Origin of the sequence: Hymenobacter cyanobacteriorum, from assembly GCF_022631375.1 — a bacterium.
GTDB lineage: Bacteria > Bacteroidota > Bacteroidia > Cytophagales > Hymenobacteraceae > Hymenobacter > Hymenobacter cyanobacteriorum.
In genome coordinates this window covers 759,215-778,120 of record NZ_JALBGC010000004.1, presented here as the reverse complement: position 1 = coordinate 778,120, position 18,906 = coordinate 759,215, and the positions used below count along the sequence as shown (strand labels likewise).

Annotated in this window: 15 protein-coding genes; 6 read left to right on the top strand and 9 right to left on the bottom strand. The window is 63.2% G+C overall.

Annotated features, from left to right (window positions below; genetic code table 11):
- The first annotated feature begins 97 nt into the window (after window positions 1–97).
- Window positions 98–700: a Riean_0653 family protein gene (locus tag MON38_RS17495; RefSeq protein ID WP_241937439.1), complete on the top strand. Its 603-nt coding sequence runs from the start codon at window positions 98–100 to the stop codon at window positions 698–700.
- A 40-nt stretch (window positions 701–740) separates the two neighbouring features.
- Here MON38_RS17495 and MON38_RS17490 read toward each other — a convergent pair whose 3' ends face one another.
- From MON38_RS17490 to MON38_RS17475, 4 genes are all read right to left on the bottom strand, one after another.
- A complete protein-coding gene (locus tag MON38_RS17490) occupies window positions 741–1,829 on the bottom strand; it encodes a formylglycine-generating enzyme family protein (RefSeq protein WP_241937438.1) in 1,089 nt (362 codons plus the stop codon).
- 144 nt (window positions 1,830–1,973) lie between these two features.
- The gene (locus MON38_RS17485) at window positions 1,974–2,699 is read right to left on the bottom strand and encodes a class I SAM-dependent methyltransferase (protein ID WP_241937437.1); all 726 of its coding nucleotides are present in this window, start codon (window positions 2,697–2,699) and stop codon (window positions 1,974–1,976) included.
- Window positions 2,700–2,808: 109 nt separating this feature from the next.
- Window positions 2,809–3,633, bottom strand: a complete 825-nt coding sequence (locus MON38_RS17480; protein ID WP_241937436.1) for an alpha/beta fold hydrolase — start codon at window positions 3,631–3,633, stop codon at window positions 2,809–2,811.
- Window positions 3,634–3,714: 81 nt separating this feature from the next.
- Window positions 3,715–5,994: an aconitate hydratase gene (locus MON38_RS17475; protein ID WP_241937435.1), complete on the bottom strand. Its 2,280-nt coding sequence runs from the start codon at window positions 5,992–5,994 to the stop codon at window positions 3,715–3,717.
- Between the two features lie 216 nt (window positions 5,995–6,210).
- On the opposite strand from MON38_RS17475, the gene MON38_RS17470 reads away from it, so the two are divergent.
- Complete coding sequence (locus MON38_RS17470; protein ID WP_241937434.1) at window positions 6,211–7,101, top strand: hypothetical protein; 891 nt, start codon at window positions 6,211–6,213, stop codon at window positions 7,099–7,101.
- 105 nt (window positions 7,102–7,206) lie between these two features.
- Window positions 7,207–8,529 carry a peroxiredoxin family protein gene (locus MON38_RS17465; RefSeq protein WP_241937433.1) on the top strand — a complete coding sequence of 441 codons (1,323 nt, stop codon included), beginning with the start codon at window positions 7,207–7,209 and terminating at the stop codon, window positions 8,527–8,529.
- A gap of 125 nt (window positions 8,530–8,654) precedes the next feature.
- Here the strand turns inward: MON38_RS17465 and MON38_RS17460 are convergent, their stop codons facing one another.
- Window positions 8,655–10,073, bottom strand: a complete 1,419-nt coding sequence (locus tag MON38_RS17460) for a cytochrome P450 (protein WP_241937432.1) — start codon at window positions 10,071–10,073, stop codon at window positions 8,655–8,657.
- Between the two features lie 142 nt (window positions 10,074–10,215).
- On the opposite strand from MON38_RS17460, the gene MON38_RS17455 reads away from it, so the two are divergent.
- Window positions 10,216–10,524, top strand: coding sequence for a hypothetical protein (locus tag MON38_RS17455; RefSeq protein ID WP_241937431.1), 309 nt, complete (start codon window positions 10,216–10,218; stop codon window positions 10,522–10,524).
- Between the two features lie 190 nt (window positions 10,525–10,714).
- Here MON38_RS17455 and MON38_RS17450 read toward each other — a convergent pair whose 3' ends face one another.
- Entirely contained in the window at window positions 10,715–11,722 is a 1,008-nt protein-coding gene (locus tag MON38_RS17450; RefSeq protein ID WP_241937430.1) for a polyprenyl synthetase family protein, read from the bottom strand.
- Between the two features lie 187 nt (window positions 11,723–11,909).
- Between MON38_RS17450 and MON38_RS17445 the strand changes: the two genes are divergently transcribed.
- Window positions 11,910–12,770, top strand: a complete 861-nt coding sequence (locus tag MON38_RS17445) for an alpha/beta hydrolase family protein (protein ID WP_241937429.1) — start codon at window positions 11,910–11,912, stop codon at window positions 12,768–12,770.
- The gene (gene folK, locus MON38_RS17440; RefSeq protein ID WP_241937428.1) at window positions 12,767–13,279 is read left to right on the top strand and encodes a 2-amino-4-hydroxy-6-hydroxymethyldihydropteridine diphosphokinase; all 513 of its coding nucleotides are present in this window, start codon (window positions 12,767–12,769) and stop codon (window positions 13,277–13,279) included. The genes MON38_RS17445 and folK overlap by 4 nt, the downstream gene beginning before the upstream one ends.
- On the opposite strand, the gene MON38_RS17435 is transcribed toward folK, so the two are convergent.
- The 3 genes from MON38_RS17435 to MON38_RS17425 form a co-directional block, all read right to left on the bottom strand.
- Window positions 13,226–14,548, bottom strand: coding sequence for a hypothetical protein (locus MON38_RS17435; RefSeq protein ID WP_241937427.1), 1,323 nt, complete (start codon window positions 14,546–14,548; stop codon window positions 13,226–13,228). The two genes, folK and MON38_RS17435, sit on opposite strands and share 54 nt — an antisense overlap.
- 175 nt (window positions 14,549–14,723) lie before the next feature.
- Entirely contained in the window at window positions 14,724–15,611 is an 888-nt protein-coding gene (gene fabD, locus MON38_RS17430; RefSeq protein ID WP_338423786.1) for an ACP S-malonyltransferase, read from the bottom strand.
- Between the two features lie 133 nt (window positions 15,612–15,744).
- Window positions 15,745–18,708 carry a T9SS type B sorting domain-containing protein gene (locus tag MON38_RS17425; RefSeq protein ID WP_241937426.1) on the bottom strand — a complete coding sequence of 988 codons (2,964 nt, stop codon included), beginning with the start codon at window positions 18,706–18,708 and terminating at the stop codon, window positions 15,745–15,747.
- Window positions 18,709–18,906 lie beyond the last annotated feature (198 nt).

Below are 18,906 nucleotides of genomic sequence, written 5' to 3'. Positions count from 1 at the left end.
TCGGATGAGGAAGATGAACCGTCGGGACAGCCGATGGACCGACGCAACCAAATTTCCCGCCTCGGTATCTTGCTGCTGCATCTTTCCCTTTCCCACCATGCGCTTCCGCACTTTCCTCACCTACCTCAGCCTACTACCGCTGAGCGCCTGCACCAAGTCGTGCAACGAATTCGATAACAACGAGGAATTCGCCCACGCCAAGCTACCTGCCTATACCGAAACCGGGGCCAACACGCTAGGCTGCGTGCTGGGGCCGCAGACCTGGACGGTGCTAGGCAAGTACAACAGCGGCCTTAATTACGGAGGCCGCTGGCAGCCCAATGGGCTGGAAGCTTATGCCGGAAGCTATTCGGGCATTTTGCAACTACGGGCAGGAGGCCGGATGACTGGCGTGCGCAACTCCAAAGAGTTTTACGACGCCGAAATTGGGCTCACCTTCCAGCTTACTGATACTTTGGGTGGGCTGCGCCTGTTAGCCGACACCTCGCGTGTGCCCGGCAAGGCCGAATTTATGGTGGCTACCAATTTTATTGAAGGAATCGATTTTAAGAGCAGCGCCCGCCACCCCGTGCGCCTGTTCGTGCGCAAGCTCGACCGCCAGCAGCGTATTGTGAGCGGCACATTCTCGGGCATGCTCTACCAAACCAACGGTCCCGATTCGCTGGCCGTAACCGATGGCCGGTTCGATTTGCGGTATTGAGTCAGCCTGTGACTCTGGCAGATAAAGCCAACCGCTCACCTTATTTAACTGGCTGGTGCACCACGCACACGGCCCGGAAGCCCACCGTGGGCGCGGGGCCTGCAACGTGCCCGCGCGCCTGGATGCGGCAGGCGGCCAGGTCGTCGCGGTAACTGCCACCTTTGGTCAGGCCGCGCTCCTGCACCATTTCGGCCACATTGCCCAGCATCTGATAGATGCCGAAGTCGTTGGGCGGGCCCTGGTACACGTAGCCCGGCGTGGCCAGTTGCAGAAAGTAAGGTTCGGCCTGGGCGTAGTTTATCCAGGCGCGCACCGGGTGGCGGCGGTTGTAAGCCGCGATGTCGGCCGCGATTTGGGCCACCGGCTGCGTGCTGCCCGAGCGTTTCTGCAGGTACGCAGCGGCTTTGGGCGCTACCCGCACCGGCAGTTCCAGGCAGGTAGTGCCGTAGGGCAGGCCGCTGCGCACTTCGGCCGCTTCCTCCCATTCGGCCTCGGTGGGCAGGCGGTATTCCACGCTTTCGCCCGCGAAATGGCTGTCCTGCTTCAGGCTTTCGTTCACGGCCTGCGTCCGCCATTGGCAATACTGCTGCGCCTGCTCGTAGCTGATGCCCACCACCGGGTAGTAGGCATAAAACGGGCTGCTATAATAGTCGGGCACGGGCAGCGCGGCCGGGGCGGGCAGCAGCGCGGGCCGGATGTCATTCGACGAGGAATCAGCCGGAAATACGTCGGCCACAAACAGCCGCCAGTCGAGGTTGGTGATTTCCGCCTCGTCCATGCCCAGGCCCGAATGCGAAAAATGCACCATGCCCGGCCCCTGCAGCATCCGGCTCAAATGCCCCAGGTTGGGCACCTGAAACGTGTCGCGGCACAGCTTTGAGCCCGGCCGGTATTTCAGCACGGAATAATCGGGAAACGGGGCCGGGTTGGGCAGGGGTTGGCTTTCGATGTTCAGGATGCCCGGCGCACCGGCCGGCTCCTCTGCCACGTAGGCCGCCGGCCCCAGCGGCACGCCCGTTGTGGCGCTGTAGTGGCCCGGGCTCAGGCTGCTGGGCAGCGTGGCGCAACCACTGAGTAGCGCCAGCAACGCAGGCCCAGCCAGCCGCCGGTGCTGTTTTCGATTGAACATGCTGCGCATTGGGAAGTAATCGAATAAACCAAAACGTCATGCTGAGCCTGCCGAAGCATCTCTACCGCAGTAGTTGAATTTACTATTGCGGTAGAGATGCTTCGGCAAGCTCAGCATGACGTTCTATTGAATTCCTTTTCTACTCTACACCCGCCCCTCGCCCACGCAGGTCACGCCAGCAACGCGGTTGGCGCGCGAAAATTTCATTTCCAGCGAATTCAGGCCCAGCAGCACCTTGTTCACCAGCGGGTGCGAGGGCTTCATGTTGGAAGCCGCCTCGTTTTTGCGCAGGTTGTTCAGGCGGCGCACCGTCCAGACCAGCGGAAACAGCGCCCCATACAGGTAGTAGTTGCGAATGCGGCGGAAGCCGGCCTTGTGCAGCACCCCGCTCAGCATCGGGATGGTGTAGCGGCGGTAGTGCTCCAGAAACACGTCGTGCCCGCTCCACAGCGACTGAAACGCCGGCACCGTGATGAAGAAGTGGTTGTTGTCGCCCACGCTCGCTTGCTTCACGCGTTGCAGCATGGCCAAGTCGTCGGGCAGGTGCTCCAGCACGTCCATCATGATGAACAGGCCGTCGGTCACGTTCATCGGCACGTCGTGCACCATCTCGATTTTTTTGCCGCGCGTCGGGGCCATTTCCGCCTCCGAGTAGCCGATATCCACCAGCCACACTTTGGCGATAGCCGCACCCAGCGTCTTTTCCAGCTCGTAGGCAAAGAAGCCCGAGCCCGAGCCGATATCAATAATGGTCAGCGGCTTGCCGGCCTTGGCCAGCTGCTCGGCGAAGCGCAGCAGCGGCAGTTTCTTGCTCTGGTAGTACCAGTGCGTGTCGGGATTAACGCCGTTTTCGAGTTCTTTTAAATCCATGTGGAATGCGCAAGGTGTGGCAAGTTAGGCATTCGGGCGGATGTGCGCTGATTCGCTGACGCAAAGTTGCTAGTCACGCGTCGGCTGGCTACTCCCCAACGGGCAGTAGTTAGTGCACCGGCGGTAGCACGGTCTTCGCCTGAAAGAACTCGTCGGCCTTCCGGTTGAATTCGTCGGCGTGCTCCCGCACAGTGGCGTGGCCGCTGTTGGGAATTATCCAGAGCCAGGCGTGCGGCAGGTGGCGGTAAATAGCTATGGTGTGTTCCGGCACGATGATGTCGCGGTCGCCCGCCACGATGAGGGCCGGTGCCCGCACGCCTTGCAGCGCCGAGAGCGGAATGTTGGGTTGAAACACGTCGAGGCAAAACACCTTCCAGTCGTTTCGGCGCTTGGGGTCGGTGAATTTCACGCTCTTATTTTCCTGATAGCCGCGCTGCTGCTGACGCCACAAACTGGGCATCAGCGCCGTCGAATCGGGCCAGAGGTTGGCGCCCGTAGCTACCAGCCGCTTCACCTTCTCGGGGTGCCGCATGGCCAGTACCAGCGCGTTGATGCCGCCGTCGCTCCACCCCAGCACGTAGGCCGAGTCGATGCGCAGGCTGGTGAGCAGGCCGGCAAAGTCGTCGGCCATCATCTCGAAGCTCAGCGAGTCGCCGGGGTCCACGGACTTGCCGTGGGCGCGGCTGTCCACGGCAATGACGCGGTAGTGCTGGGCGAGAAATGGAATGTTGTTTTCAAGTTTTTTGATGCTGCCGCCGTTGCCGTGTAGCAGCAGCAGCGGTGGGCCCTGGCCGTAGGTTTCGTAGTACAGCTTCACACCGCGCACCAATTGGTAGTGCCCGGCGGCGGGGTTGCTGCCGTAGGGAACCGGGGTTTGGGCGGAGGCCAGCAAGTAGCAGAGAATCAAGCTGAACATCAGCAGACAGTTTTTCATGTCCACAATATAGAAAAACGACAACGGCCGCCCCAGTTTCCTGGAGCGGCCGTTGTTTCTGCAGCGATAACCGGGCGGGAATTACACCGTCTGGCCGGCTTCTTTCAGGCGAATCAGGTTCAGGGCCGAACCGGCCTTGAACCACTCAATCTGGCCCTCGTTGTAGGTGTGGTTGAGGGTGATGAGGTCGGTGTCGCCATCTGCGTGGTGCAGGCGGGCCTGCAGGGGCTGGCCTTCGCGGAAGGTGGTCAGACCCAGGATGTCGATGGTGTCGCCTTCCTCAATCAGGTCGTAGTCGGCCTTGTTGGCGAAGGTGAGGCCGAGCATGCCCTGCTTCTTCAGGTTGGTTTCGTGGATGCGGGCGAAGCTTTTCACAATCACGGCGCGCACGCCGAGGTGGCGGGGCTCCATGGCGGCGTGCTCACGCGAGCTGCCTTCTCCGTAGTTTTCGTCGCCAATCACCACAGTGCCGATGCCCATGCTCTTGTAGGAACGGGCCGACTGCGGCACGGTGCTGTAGTCGTCGCCCTGCACCGCGAAGTTGCGCACCTTGTTGGCCTCACCGTTGAAGGCGTTGGTGGCCCCGATGAGCATGTTATTGGAGATGTTATCGAGGTGGCCGCGGTATTTCAGCCACGGGCCGGCCATCGAGATGTGGTCGGTGGTGCACTTGCCCTGAGCCTTGATGAGCAGGCGCAGACCCATGAGGTCGGTGCCTTCCCAGGCCTTGAAGGGCTCAAGCAGTTCGAGGCGGTCCGACGAGGGGCTCACCAGCACCTGCACGCCGCTGCCATCGGCGGCGGGCGCCTGGAAGCCGGCATCCTCCACGGCGAAGCCGCGCGGGGGCATTTCCACGCCCTGGGGCTCATCGAATTTCACGGGGCCGTTGGTACCGGGCAGCGTGTCGGTGAGGGGGTTAAAGGTGAGGTCGCCGGCGATGGCAAAAGCCGTCACGATTTCGGGCGAGGCCACGAAGGCGTGGGTGTTGGGGTTGCCGTCGTTGCGCTTGGCGAAGTTGCGGTTGAAGCTCGTGATGATGGAGTTACGACGCTTGGGGTCGTCGGTGTGGCGGGCCCACTGGCCGATGCACGGGCCGCAGGCGTTGGCGAGCACCACGCCGCCCATGTCGGCAAAGGTGTCGAGCAGGCCGTCGCGCTGCACCGTGTAGCGCACCAGCTCCGAGCCGGGCGTGATGGTGAACTCGGCGGCCACGGTCAGGCCCTTGTCTACGGCCTGCTTGGCGATGCTGGCGGCGCGGGTGATGTCCTCGTAGCTCGAGTTGGTGCACGAGCCGATGAGGCCTACTTCCAACTTCTCGGGCCAGCCGTGCTCCTTCACGGCGGCGGCAAACTCCGAGATGGGCCAAGCGGCGTCCGGCGTGAACGGGCCGTTTACGTAGGGCTCCAGGGTGTTCAGGTCGATTTCGATGAGCTGGTCGTAGTAGCGCTCGGGCTGGGCGTACACCTCGTCGTCGGCGCGCAGGTGCTGGCGCACGGCGGCGGCGGCTTCGGCTATTTCGGCGCGGCCGGTGCCGCGCAGGTAATCGCCCATTTTCTCGTCGTACGAGAATACCGAAGTCGTAGCGCCAATTTCAGCGCCCATGTTGCAGATGGTGCCTTTGCCGGTAGCCGAGAGGTTTTCGGCACCGTCGCCGAAGTACTCGATGATGGCGCCGGTGCCGCCCTTCACGGTTAGGATGCCGGCTACTTTCAGGATTACGTCTTTGGCCGAAGTCCAGCCGTTCATTTTGCCGGTCAGCTTCACGCCGATGACCTTCGGGAATTTCAGCTCCCAGGCCATGCCGGCCATCACGTCCACGGCATCGGCACCGCCCACGCCGATGGCTATCATGCCCAGGCCGCCCGCGTTGGGGGTGTGCGAGTCGGTGCCAATCATCATGCCGCCGGGGAAGGCGTAGTTCTCGAGCACCACCTGGTGGATGATGCCGGCGCCCGGCTTCCAGAAGCCCAGGCCGTATTTATTGGAAACCGAGGCCAGGAAGTCGTACACTTCCTTGTTCTCGGAGTTGGCTTCGGCGAGGTCGGCGGTAGCGCCGTCTTTGGCCTGAATGAGGTGGTCGCAATGCACGGTGCTGGGCACGGCGGCCGTGGCCTTGCCGGCCTGCATGAACTGGAGCAGCGCCATCTGGGCGGTGGCGTCCTGCATGGCCACGCGGTCGGGGGCGAAATCGACGTAGGAAACGCCGCGCTCATACGCCTGCTTTACATCGCCGCCGTAGAGGTGGGCGTAGAGGATTTTCTCGGTGAGGGTGAGCGGGCGCGCCACGGCGGCACGGGCCGCCTCGATGCGGGAACCCATGCCGGAGTACACGGCGCGAATCATTTCCAGGTCGAAAGCCATAGGATGCGAGGTAAATAAGGGTGATGGCCGCAAAGGTAGTACCCACGCGAAGTTGGACCTAGCCCAAGGGACGGTTATCAGGGTTAACGAAAGTTGGGCGGGTGGCGTTCGGGAGATGTTGCCTTATCCGGGGAATTGGCGGCACTTGTGGCGGGCTAAACTGGCAATCGGCCGGGGTATGGCGGTTGAGTTTCTGTTCGGACCTTTGCCCCCATCATGAAAGCATTTCCCCTGTACCTGCTGGCTACCGCCGCGCTGTGCCTGAGCCTGACCAGCTGCGACACGACCAGTTCCAAAAAAGAAGCCGCCCAAACCAGCGAAACGGCCGCCACAGCGGACACGGCCGCCGCTTCCACGCCCAACGCCGACGGCAGCGCCCCGGCGGCAACCACTACCACCACTCCCACCGCCACCAACCCGGCCGCCGCCCAAGCCAGCGCCGTAGCACTGCCGGCCGGCCTGAAAGCGGGCCGGTGGCAGGGCTACCTCGTGGCGAAAAACCACGCCGTGCACTTCGGCTTTGAAGTGGCCGTGGAGGCTAACAAAGCCATTGCCTACCTCATCAACCAAGGCTCCGAGGGCCAGGAGCGGCTGCGCTGCGACACCGTGCGGCCCATCGGCGACTCGGCCATCATCAGCCTGCCCGGCACCCAGGCCACGCTGGTAGTACGCGCCAACGGCACCGACCACCTGACCGGGGCCTGGGTGCAGCCCGAGGGCAAAAAAGCCGCCCGTACGGTTTTCAACGCGGTGTATGGCGAGCAAAGCCCGCTACGCCAGGATGCGGCCACGCCGAACCTGGCGGGTACCTGGCGCGCCACTTTCAGGAGCGACCAAGGCAAAACCTACCCGGCCACGGTAGTCATCGCGCAGCAGGGCGCAAAGCTGGCCGGCTCGCTGACTGGTTCCGGCGGCACCTACCGCTACCTGTCGGGCGCGGCGCTGGCGGGCGGCATGGGCATCTCCAGCTTCGATGGCCGCAATGGAGTGCTGCTGCAGGCCAAGAAGCTGCCCAACGGCACGCTGAAAGGCAATTTCTACGCCGGCCAGCCGAACCACGAAACCTGGACGGCCGTGCCCGTTCCGCAAGGTGGTGCCAGTCAATAAAGCGGCTTATTGGCGTTAGCACGCGTCGCAGGCGCGCGCCAGCAATTTTAACCTAACCGGCCGGCGCGCGGTTGTTGAGCTTCTGTTTGCACATTTGCGCTTACCATGAAATTAACTCCTGCTTACCTGCTGGCTACGGCCGCACTGGGCCTGGGCCTCGCCGGCTGCTCCTCCCCTTCCACTTCTTCCGAAACGGCCACGGGCGGCTCGGCCGCAGCGCCGACGCTCACGCCCGGCCCCTGGCGCGGGGTGCTCGCCACGCAGGGCCAGGAAATCCCGTTTTTGTTTGAGGTGAAAACCGAGGCCGACAAGCCGGTGGTGTACCTCATCAACGCCGGCCTGAACGGCGAGGAGCGCCTGCGCTGCGATGATATCAAGTCGGCCGGCGACTCCACCACCATTCGCCTGCACGCCTTCGATGCCGCCCTGGTGGTGCGCGCCGACGGCACGGGCAAGCTGAAAGGCACCTGGGTGAAGTACGATACCAAAGACCCCTACCGCGTGCCGTTGACGGCCACAGCGGGCGCGCAGGAGTTGTTTCCGGCGGCTAAATCAAGCGAGAAAACGGGCAGCTTCGGCGGTACCTGGCGCGCCAACTTCGGCGAGGGCGAGGAGAGCTACCCCGCCACGGGCGTGTTCACCCAAAAGGGTGACAAGCTCACGGGCACCTTCCTCACCACCACCGGCGACTACCGCTACCTCAGCGGCCAGGTGAGTGGGCAGGATATGCGCGTGAGCACCTTCGACGGCAGCCACGCCTTCTTGTTCACGGCCCACAACGGGCCCAAGGAGCCGGTCGACATCACCAAGGAATACGCGCCTAACACGCTGTTTGGCGACTTCTACTCGGGCAAAGCCGGCCACGAAACCTGGACCGCCGTGCCCGACCCCAAGGCCAAACTGCCCGATGCCGACACGCTCACCTACCTCAAAAAAGGCGAAAGCCGACTGAATTTCAAGTTTCCAAACGTGATTGCGGGCAGTAGCATCTCCCCTACCGACCCGAAGTACCGTGGCAAAGTGGTGGTGCTGCAAATTCTGGGCTCGTGGTGCCCCAACTGCATGGACGAAACCAACTTCCTGGCCCCGTGGTACGAGAAGAACAAGGCCCGCGGCGTCGAAATCATCGGCCTGGGCTACGAGCGCAGCGGCGACTACGCGGTGTCGGTGCCCAAGCTGCGCAGCATGCGCGAGCGGTTCAAGATGGGCTACGACGTGGCTTTTGCCGGCGTGAGCAATAAGGATTCGGTGGCGCAGTCGCTGCCGCAGCTGGCGAAGTTTCTGGCCTTCCCCACCACCATTTTCCTTGACAAAAAGGGCAACGTGCGGAAAATCCACACCGGCTTCAGTGGGCCGGGCACGGGCAAATATTATCAGGAAGAAATCGACGGCTTCAACCAGACGATTGATAAGCTGCTGAAGGAGTAGAATATTTCTTTAGCAGTTTGTCATCCTGAGCACAGCGAAGGACCTTATCACGATTGAACAGTTTGCAGCAATTTCTGCCACTGTCGTGATAAGGTCCTTCGCTGCGCTCAGGATGACAGAAGGAGCTAACGCACCTGCAGGCGCACCCGAAAATCGTGCTTTGGGCGCAGCGTGATGAGCGGCTGCATCGTCACGGCCGGCTGGCCGGGCACCCATTCGATGTCGAACTGCCGCAGCAGTTCCAGCGCCACAAGGTGCATCTCCGTCAGGGCGAACTGCATGCCGATGCACAAGCGCGGGCCGCCGCCGAAAGGCACGTAGGCGTTGGCCGGCACCGGGCGGGCCTGGCCGGTACCGAAGCGGGCGGGGCGAAATTCCCCGGGCGCGTCCCAGTACTTGGCATCGTGGTGCAGGCCGTGGAAGTAGAGCGAAAACAGCGTGCCCGCCGGAATGCGCAGGCCCTGAAACTCGTCGTCGGCCAGGGCTACGCGGTCCACCATCCAGGCGGGCGGGTAGAGGCGCATGGCTTCCTGCACGGCGTGCAAGGCGCGGGGCAGGCGCGGCAAATCCTCAAAAGCCGGGGCGCGGCCGGCCAGAACGGCGGCGCTTTCGGCCTGAATTTCGCGGGCCTGCCCGAGGTGGTGAGCCAGCAGGTAGGTGAGCCAGGTGAGGGCGTTGGCGCTGGTTTCGTGGCCGGCAACCAGCAGAATTAGTGATTCGTCGATGAGGCGGTCGCGGCTCATGGGCTCGCCGGTGTCTTCGTAGCGCACGTCGAGCAGCATTTGCAGCAGGTCGTCGGGCGGCGCGGGGGCGTTGGGCTGGGCGTTATCCTGCTGGCGCTGGGCGATGAGGCCGCCCAGCAACGTGCGCAGCTCCAGCGCCAGCGCGTCGTGGTAGGCAAACTGCCCGCGTAGCCGGAACCACGGCTTGAGGTAGGGCTGCCGGATAGAACGCACAAAAAACGCCTGAATCTCGGTAATCAGCCCCGCCAGCCGGTCCAGCTCGGCCTCGGGGAAGTTGGTACTGAACACCGAGCGCGCGATGATGCGAAAGGTCAGCCGCGTCATCAGTTCGTGCACTTCCACGGTGGTTTCGCCGCCGCTGGCTACGGCCTGGGCGGCCAGCGGCGCCAGGCTTTCGGCCGTTATTTCCTGCATCAGGCCGGTGAGGCCGGCCACCCGCTGGCGGTGGAAACCGGGCTGAATGAGCCGGCGCTGCCGCAGCCAGTCGGGGCCTTCGTTGGTGAGCAGGCCGTGGCCGATGTAGCGCGAAAAGCCCTGCGTGAACTTCGATTTGGCGTAGTTGCGGTGGTTTTTCTGCAACACGTGCTGAATCAGGCCCGGGTCGCGGGTGAGGATGCTTTTCTCCACTCCGCCGATGTACAGCTCCACCGTGTCGCCGTGGTAGGCCAGCACGGCATCGAGCACCGGCAGCGGGTTTTTGGCCAGTGCAAACGAGCGCAGCAGCGAGCGCCAGCGCGGCACGCGCGGCAGCCTTTTCGAGCCGGCCGGCGCAACGGTTTCGGAAGGCAGCAGCTCGGGCATGGCGCGGGGCCGCAATGGGATGCAGCCCCCAAAAATAACGCTGCGCCGGGACCGGCCTATCTTTTTTCGGGCGGGCCGCGTACAGCCAACCATGGCCCCGGCCCTACCCTGTTCTTTCACCCTCCCAAAATCCCCGCACCTTATGTGGATTCAGCAACAACCCAACGCCCCCGCCCCGCTCGCCGACCTGCAAGGCCGGGCCGTGGGCATCAAATTCGAGTGCAATAAGTGCCACACCGAAGTCTTCACCGACCTCATCGGCGTGCCCGCCCCCAACGACCAGGCCGACTCGCCTGCCCACGCCGACAACCACGAAATCGAGGAAGTGAAGTGCCCCGGCTGCGAGATGACCCACACGCTGGAAGTCGATAGCACCTTCGACGGCGTCACCTTCAAAGTAAGCGAAGTGCAGCCCGGCAGCGTGAGCTACCAGGTGGCCGAGCCGAAGTAAGGGCATTTGTCATTGCGAGCGAAGCGCGGCAATCCTCCCGCTCGATGCAGAAAGTCTGATAATGTGACACGCTTTTTTGAAGTAGAAAGCCCCGGCACTGCGCAGTGCCGGGGCTTTTCACATATTGGGGGTTGGTCGCTATAAGAGGAAGGATTGCCACGGCCTGCGGCCTCGCAATGACAATTCCATTCTACTTCTCCCGCTCAATTGTGTAGTTAATCAGCTGCTCGAGCGAGGTGCGGCTCGGCGACTCGGGGAAGGTGTGCAGGATGGCCAGCGCCTCGTCGCGGTAGTTTTTCATGGTCTGAATTGCGTAGTCGAGCCCGCCCGATTTCTTCACAAATTCGATAACCTGCTGCACCCGGTCGCGGTGGCCGGCATTGTTTTTCACGTTGAAGATGACCTGGCGCTTTTCGAGCCAGCTGGCCTGCTGCAGGGCATAAATCAGCGGCAGCGTCATCTTTTTTTCCTTGATGTCGATGCCCACCGGCTTGCCGATTTCGGCCGTGCCGTAGTCGAACAGGTCGTCCTTAATCTGAAAGGCGATGCCGACCTTCTCGCCAAACAGGCGGGCGCGCTCAATCGTCTCCTTATCGGCCCCGACGGAAGCCGCGCCCACGGCCGTGCAGGAGGCAATGAGCGAGGCCGTTTTCTGGCGAATGATGTCGAAATACACGTCCTCCGTGATGTCGAGCTTACGGGCTTTTTCAATTTGCAGCAGTTCGCCTTCGCTGAGCTCGCGCACAGCGTTGCTCACGATTTTGAGCAGGTCGAAGTCGTCGTTTTCGAGCGAAAGCAGCAGGCCACGCGAGAGCAGGTAGTCGCCCACGAGCACGGCAATCTTGTTCTTCCACAACGCGTTGATGGAGAAGAAACCCCGGCGGTAGTTGCTTTCGTCCACCACGTCGTCGTGCACCAGCGTGGCGGTGTGCAGTAGCTCGATGAGGGCCGCGCCGCGGAACGAGGCGTCGGGCAGCGGGTCGCCGGTGTTGGGCTCGGGGCGGGCGGCGCGGGCCGTGAGAAACACGAACATCGGCCGAATCTGCTTGCCCTTGCGCTTCACAATGTAGCCCATTATCTTGTCGAGCAGCAGCACTTTGGTGCGCATCGACTGACGAAACTTGTGCTCAAACTCGGTCATTTCGGCCGCGATGGGGGCCTGAATCTGGTCGAGGGAGAAGGTGGACGGGTTGGGCATTGCGCCGGCAATGATACGCCACGAGTGGGGAAAAGGTGAATTGGCGGGGCATAATGCCCGTCATGCAGAGCGCAGCGAAGCATCTTGCGTGCGCAACGCAACCCAATTGATAGGATTACTGGTGGCACGCGAGATGCTTCGCTGCGCTCTGCATGACGTTCTTTTACCAACCCGCTACCTTCGCGCCATGCTCACTCACCAGTCTTTTCTGCTCACCGGCCCCGCCCACGGCCGGCCTTTCGAAGCCGATGCCACCTACCGGGCCGACGGCCGCGCCAAGCCCGTACTGCTGTTCGTGCACGGCTTCAAGGGATTCAAGGACTGGGGCCACTTCCCGCTGCTGGCCGATTTTTTTGCGGAGCGCGGCTTTGTGTTCGTGAAGCTGAACCTCTCGCACAACGGCCTAGTAGTGGGCGGCACCGGCGATTTAGAGGATTTAGAAGCTTTCGGCCGCAACAACTTCAGCATCGAACTCGATGACATCGGGCAGGTTATCGACGTGCTGTTCACGCCCGGGGCCACGCCCGTGCCGGCCGCTGAGATGAATTTGAGCCGTTTTTTCCTGGCCGGGCACAGCCGGGGCGGTGGCCTGGTGCTGCTGAAAGCCGCCGAAGACCCGCGGGTGCGGGCCCTGGCCACCTGGGCCGCCATTGCCGAAGTGCATCCGCAGTGGCCCCAGGCCATGTTTGACGAGTGGCAGCGCACCGGCGTGCTGCACGTACCCAACACGCGCACCGGCCAGCAGCTGCCGCTGCACTACCAATTGGTGGAAGACTACCAAACCAACCGCGCCCGCCTCGACATTGCCCATAACGTGCGCCGCCACCTGCGCCAGCCGCTGCTCATCATCCACGGCGATGAAGATGAAACCGTGAACGTAGCCGCCGCCCACGCCCTGCATCGGCTGCGGCCCGATGCCGAAATGCTGCTGCTGCCGGGCGTCACGCATATGTTTGGTGGGGCGCATCCCTGGCCCCTGGCCGAACTGCCCGCCCCCGCTCGCCAGATGGCCGAAGCTACGGCGGCCTTTTTCGAGCGGCAGGTATGAGTGACGGAACCGCACCGGCAACGATGCTGGCCTACCTGTTGCTGGGCTCCAACCTCGGCAACCGGGCCGCGCTGCTGGCGGCGGCCCGGCAGCAACTGGCCGCAACGGCCGGCGAAATCGTGGCCGCATCGGGTCTTTACGAAACTGCCGCCTGGGGCCGCGAGGACCAGCCGGCTTTCCTGAACCAGGCGCTGGCCGTGCGTACCTCGTTAAGCCCCGAAGCCCTTCTGGTTGCCTGCCAGGCCATCGAGCAACGCGCTGGCCGCCAGCGGCTGGAGCATTGGGGTAGCCGCACGCTCGATGTTGACATCCTGCTTTTTGAGGATGAAATCATCGATACGCCCACGCTTACCGTGCCGCACCCGCGCCTGCCCGAGCGCCGCTTCGCGCTGGTGCCGCTGGCCGAAATTGCCGCGACGCTGCTGCATCCGCAGCTTCACGAAACCATCGCGACGTTACTTCTCCACTGCCCCGACCCTTTGCCGGTGCAGCTCTGGGCCGGGAAATGAGGCCGGAGCCAGCGGCGGCACCCGTCGCAGGTCCTGTGCCACGTGCGCTACCCGCACCGCTGCCCCCAGCAGCCACAGCCCCAATAGCAGCGCGCCCAGCCAGCGCGGGGCCCGGGCCGGCCAGGCAGCCAGCACCAGGATAACGACCGGCCCGAACAATACGCTGGCGTACCGCTCGGCATCGTGCACACCGGCCGCGCTCTGGGCAAATACGGTGAGGCCCGCCACCAACGTTACCAGCGCCACGGCCGCCGCCCACAGTACCTCGCGCACCAGCTGCGTGCTGAAGCTAAGGCCGTGCGTGGCCGGGAAAGCCGTGTTGGCCGGCTCAGCATCGGGGGTGCTGGGGGCAGCTAATGCGCCTACCTGTCGCCAGGGCCGCCGCCGGGGCCACAGTGCCGCAAACAGCCCCAGCAGCGCCGCTGCCCACAGCGCATTGGGCAGCCCCACCCGCGCCGACGCGGGCAATGGCAGCAGCCAGCGCCCCAGTACAAAGCCATAGTCGGCCGCTGAACTCAGCAGCTGGGCCCAGCCCCGGGGCGGATGGTAGCGGCTGGGGGCGGCCACTACCAGCAGCGCGTAGGCTTGCCACAGCACGCCACCCAGTCCACTCAGCAGCAGGTGCAGCAGAAGCAGCCAGCGGCCCCGCGCCGCCAGGTGCCGCCAGGTGCCCAGCAGCAACGCCACGCCCACCCCCGCCAGCAGAAACAACCCCAGCGTGCGCTGCAACGGCAGCAGCAGGCCCGCCACCGTGGCCATGGCCATCCACTCGCCCCGGGCCGAGCGCAGCCATTGCAGCAGTGCCGCCGCGTAGGCCGCTACCAGCAGCATAAACACGCATTCGGCCCACACGAACTTGCCCACCAGCAGCCCGGGAGTGCCCAGGGCCAGCAGCACCGGCAGTAGCAAGGCCTGTCGGCGGGGCAGCAGCTGCCGGCCCAGCCAGCTCCACAGCAGCAGGCTGCCCAGCAGGGCCGCGCCGTGCAGCAGCCGAATGCCGTTCAATGAGCCCACGGCGGCCAGCAGCATGGGATACAGCGGTGGCCAGTAGCGGTAGGGTGAGCCGTCGGGGTGCAGCAGCTGGCCGGTGGCGCGCAGTGTATGGGCCGCGTGCAAGTACAGGCGCGAGTCGCTGGTGCCGGCCAGGCCGGGCGCGGTGGTATAAACGAATAAACCTAATTGCATCAGCACGCCCATTAGCAGCACCCATCCGATAAGCGGCCGGGGACGGCGGCGAGCGGCGCGGATTGGAAGCGGAGTGGCGGACATTGGCTGGCGAAAACGAGACAGGCGGCTCTGGCGGGGCGGCTATGCCCGGAGCTCGACGGAATAAAAAAACTTGTACCCCGAATTTTCAATTCGGCCACCAAAACGAGCTGAGTACGCGTCGTTCTGGCGGCCGAATTAAAAGTTAGGGGTACAAGCGCTTACGTTTTATGTTGGGCTAAAAGCTGCCTACTGTAGCCGTGGGCACAATTTTCTTCACCAGCCCCTGCAGTACCTTGCCGGGGCCGCACTCCACAAAGTCGGTGGCGCCGTCGGCGGCCATTTGCTGCACCAGCTGCGTCCAGCGCACGGGGGCCGTGAGCTGGGCCAGCAGGTTGGCCTTGATTTCGGCCGGGTCGGTGTGGGGCAGCGCGTCCACGTTCTGGTACACGGGGCAGCGGGCCGGGCCAAAGGTGGTTTTCTCGATGGCCTCGGCCAGGGCGGCGGCGGCGCTCTGCATCAGGGGCGAGTGGAAGGCCCCACCCACGGGCAGCGGCAGGGCGCGCTTGGCCCCGGCGGCTTTCAGGGCCTCGCAGGCCTGGGCCACGCCCTCGGCCGAGCCGGAAATGACGAGTTGGCCGGGGCAGTTGTAGTTGGCCGCTACTACCACATTGCCGGCATCGCTGATTTCCTGGCAGATGCGTTCCACCACGGCATCCTCCAGCCCCAGAATGGCGGCCATGGTGCCGGGCTGCTCCTCGCAGGCGGCCTGCATGGCCCGGGCGCGGCGCGCCACCAGCGGCAGCGCGTCCTCAAATTTCAACACCCCGGCGGCTACCAGTGCCGAGAACTCGCCCAGCGAGTGGCCGGCCGTGCTGGCGGGCTGCGCCTCCGGCTTGGCCACAAACTGCGCCACCGAATGCACAAAAATGGCTGGTTGCGTCACATCGGTGCGGCGCAGGTCTTCATCCGAGCCCGCAAACATGATGTCGGTGAGGCTGAAGCCCAGGATGTCGTTGGCGCGGGTGAGCAGGGCGCGGGCGTCGAGGTTCTGGTCGAACAATTCGCGGGCCATGCCTGGAAACTGGCTGCCCTGGCCAGGGAAAATAATGGCGGTGTTTACCACGGGAAGAAGATTAAGCGGGGTTGAAAGCCCAAAGAAACGCGCTGGCCCCGAAATGTGCTCGCAGCGCCGCCGGCCCCAACAAAACGGGCGGGCCAATTGGCCCGCCCGTTAAGCAGCTGGTATCAGGCACGCGCTAGCGCACTATCTCAACCCAGCCTTTATAGGTTCGCTTGGTGTTGGCAAAGTCAGCAAACTCCACCTCGGCCAGGTAGAAATATACCCCATCCGACACCTTGCGGTTGGCCGTATTTTCGGTTACGGCCCCACCGCCATCCCAGTTGATAAGGATGCGGTCGCTGGCCGTCGTGGTATTTTCAAACACCTTCACCCCCCAACGATTGTAGGCCTGGAAGTGGATGCTCCGTATTGGGCTGTAGTTCTTGGGCCGGAACACGGCGTTCTGCCCGTCGCCGTTGGGCGTGAAGATATTGGGCAGCTTGAAGAACAAGCAATTGTCCTGGCAGACCACGTTGCTTGAATCGCTCACCAGGCCACTGGACGCCACGGCCTGCACCCGGTAGCAGCCGGCCGAGAAAATCAGGTCGGTGTGCACAAAACTGGTGGCGGTGGTAGTGCCCACCAGGCGGAAGGGGCCCGACTGGCTCGGCCGGTAAAAGACGTTGTAGCTAAGGTTGCTGGCATCGCAACCTGCGGGGGTATTGGTCAGGGGTGTCCAGCGCAGGCGGTTCACGTACCGGTCGTTCTGCCGGGGAAATTCCTGCAGACTGGCAAGGCTGTCGCAGTTGACCGACAGCAACGTCAGTTGCGGCGTGCAGGGCGGCGCACTCAGCACCACACAATTCTCCTGGCTGCGGTTGGGCAGGTTGTTCAGGAATGGATAAGCAGCGTAGCGCCCAACGGTGCGCACGTAGTAGCAATACTGTTGGTTTTTTACCAGCGTGGGGTCGTTGTCGGCATAAGTGCCGCCGGTTGCTGTGCTTGTGGCCGTGCCCACCTGCACATAGGCCCCGGTGGTGCCAGGGCCCTTGCGGAACACCTGCGTAAGCTGAGCAGTATTATCCCAGGGCACGTTAAATGTCCAGCTCACGGTAGCGGCCGTGCCCCCGTTGCGCGGTACTGCGCTGGTCCGCACGCTGCTAGCCGGGGCTGTCGTTTCCGTAATGGCGGCACCCTGTCCGGCAGGGAAAGTCCGTACAAAGCTCAACTTGTAGGTGTATTGCTTGCTTAGCGTGTTCAGGGTGCCATCGGTGTAGCAGGTATCAGCCAGCGAGGTAATGGTGGCGATGTCGCGGAAATCAGCCACTGCCGGGTTCAGGCCCTCGGCCCGCGCCAGCACGTAGCTCGCGGTGCCGGTGAAGGCCGCGCTGGTGCCCGTGCGCGGTTGCGTCCAGCACACCTGAATCTGGCCGGTAGTAGTGCCGGTAGTTGCTACGTCAACCTTGGTCAGCAATGCCTCGCGGCCCGGAATAACCGTACAGGCCTCGTTCGAGGCAATGCTCTCGCCCAGCGCCGGCGGCGGAAAGCCCGCGTAGATGCGGTAGCAATAGTTCACACCCCGCTTCAACCCCCGGGCCGTGCCCGTGGCGTCGGGGTTGTTGTCGAGATAGCCCAGGTCCGAAGCGGCTACCCGCTTGATGAGCGTGTAGCCCGCGCTGGCCGGAATACCCGTGAGGCAACCGCCCGGCACGAAACCCGTCGAAGGCCCTTCCTTGCGGTAGACGTACATATACTGGGCGTTGGTGCAGGTATACGAGTCCCAGGTCAGCTGCACGTTGTTGTTGGCCACGGGAGTAGCGACCAGATTCTGCGGGGGCGGGCCCACCACCGTTATGCGCCAGGTTTTCTCATCAATCAGGGGCGGATTGGTATTCGTGTTCGGGCTCGGGTTGTCCTGCGCCTTAAATACCACCAAATAAGGCTCCTTGGCCACATTGTTACAGGCCGTGTTCCAAGTAAAGTTTGCCGTGGCGGTGGGCGGCCCAGCCTGCGTTTGCACAAACGTGGCGGGCGGCAAAATACCCGAGTAGGCAAACAGCGTCACGGGAGTTTGAGTGGTATTGGCTCCGGTTCCATCCACGGCCGTTACCACGCCGCGCACCTGGGTGCCGGCAACCACGCACAAGTCGGCCGGAATCGTCAGCTTGGGCCGCACGTTGCTGGTCGCCGCAATGGTAATCTGCATATCCCTTATCACCAGACCGATGAGGTCGAACCCACCCGGCGAGCGCCGGTATTCCAGTATTTCAATTGCTACGTTGTACTCGCCCGCGGCCACTGGTGCATTCCAGGTTAGCTGGCCGGTGCGGGCATCTATTTCGAACGTAGCCGGGGAAGTACCGTCCTCTTTCACCGCAGGCGCCGCCACCACCGGGTCGTTTGGATAATGGTAGCCGGTACAGGGAATCGCAACCAGCTCCGGCCGGTTAGTCCCCGTAGGGCTGGTGCCCGTGCCTACGCAGGGCGGCCCCAGCACCGACGCAAGCGCACCACTGCCACCGGGCACTTGCCGACTGGGAGCCAGGCGAAAGGCCAGCGAGTCGCCATCGGCATCATACGCCGCCGGGTTGTGCAGAAAAATCTGCCCCATTGCTCCTCGGTCAATGGCTGGTGCCCGTAAAATGGCACCGTGGTTGCCGCGAAGCGTAGGGTCGAGGTAAATGGTCGTAGCAATGTAAAAATTCTGCGTACTTGGCGTCGCCATGTTACGCACGGTCCCATTTCTATTTTCACCTACGAAGCTGACGACGTAGGTACCGGAGGCCGGGTAGATGTGTTCGAACAGGTAAACGTTGCTGCCTACTCGGGGGTCCGATGGCACCGGTACGGCATCGGGCGTTGTGCGCGGTATTTCTTGGTTGGGGCAAGTGGCAGTTCCATCGCCGAAAAAAATAGTCGCCGTTGGCTGCTTAGCATAGGCAGAATTAGAGATGTCCGTGTAAAGAACCATCCGAAAAAACACCCGGCGTGGGTTGTAGCTAGGGCCCGTAGTGGTGTCGTAGGTAGCCTTGATGTCGCCGGCGCGCAGGTGAGTGGCATGAGCAGAATCGGGGCGCAAGGCCATAAAAGCCAGCAAACCCAGCAGCGCCAGCGCCAGCCGGGCCCCGCTCCGTACCCGAAGGGAAAAGAGTGTGGTCATAGGTAATCAGAAATAGTACGGGAAAAGGAAGTGCAGGCAAGCCGCCCGGCGCGTTAACAACCACGGGGCCGTGCGTGTTAACGATGCCGGCGGCGGATAGATTCACCACGGCCGGCAATGTTTAACGCAACCCGGGTTGCGCGCAAGAATCGGGCCGGTCGTTGGCCGGTTTGCGGGTTGGGGCCTACCTTTGGGCGA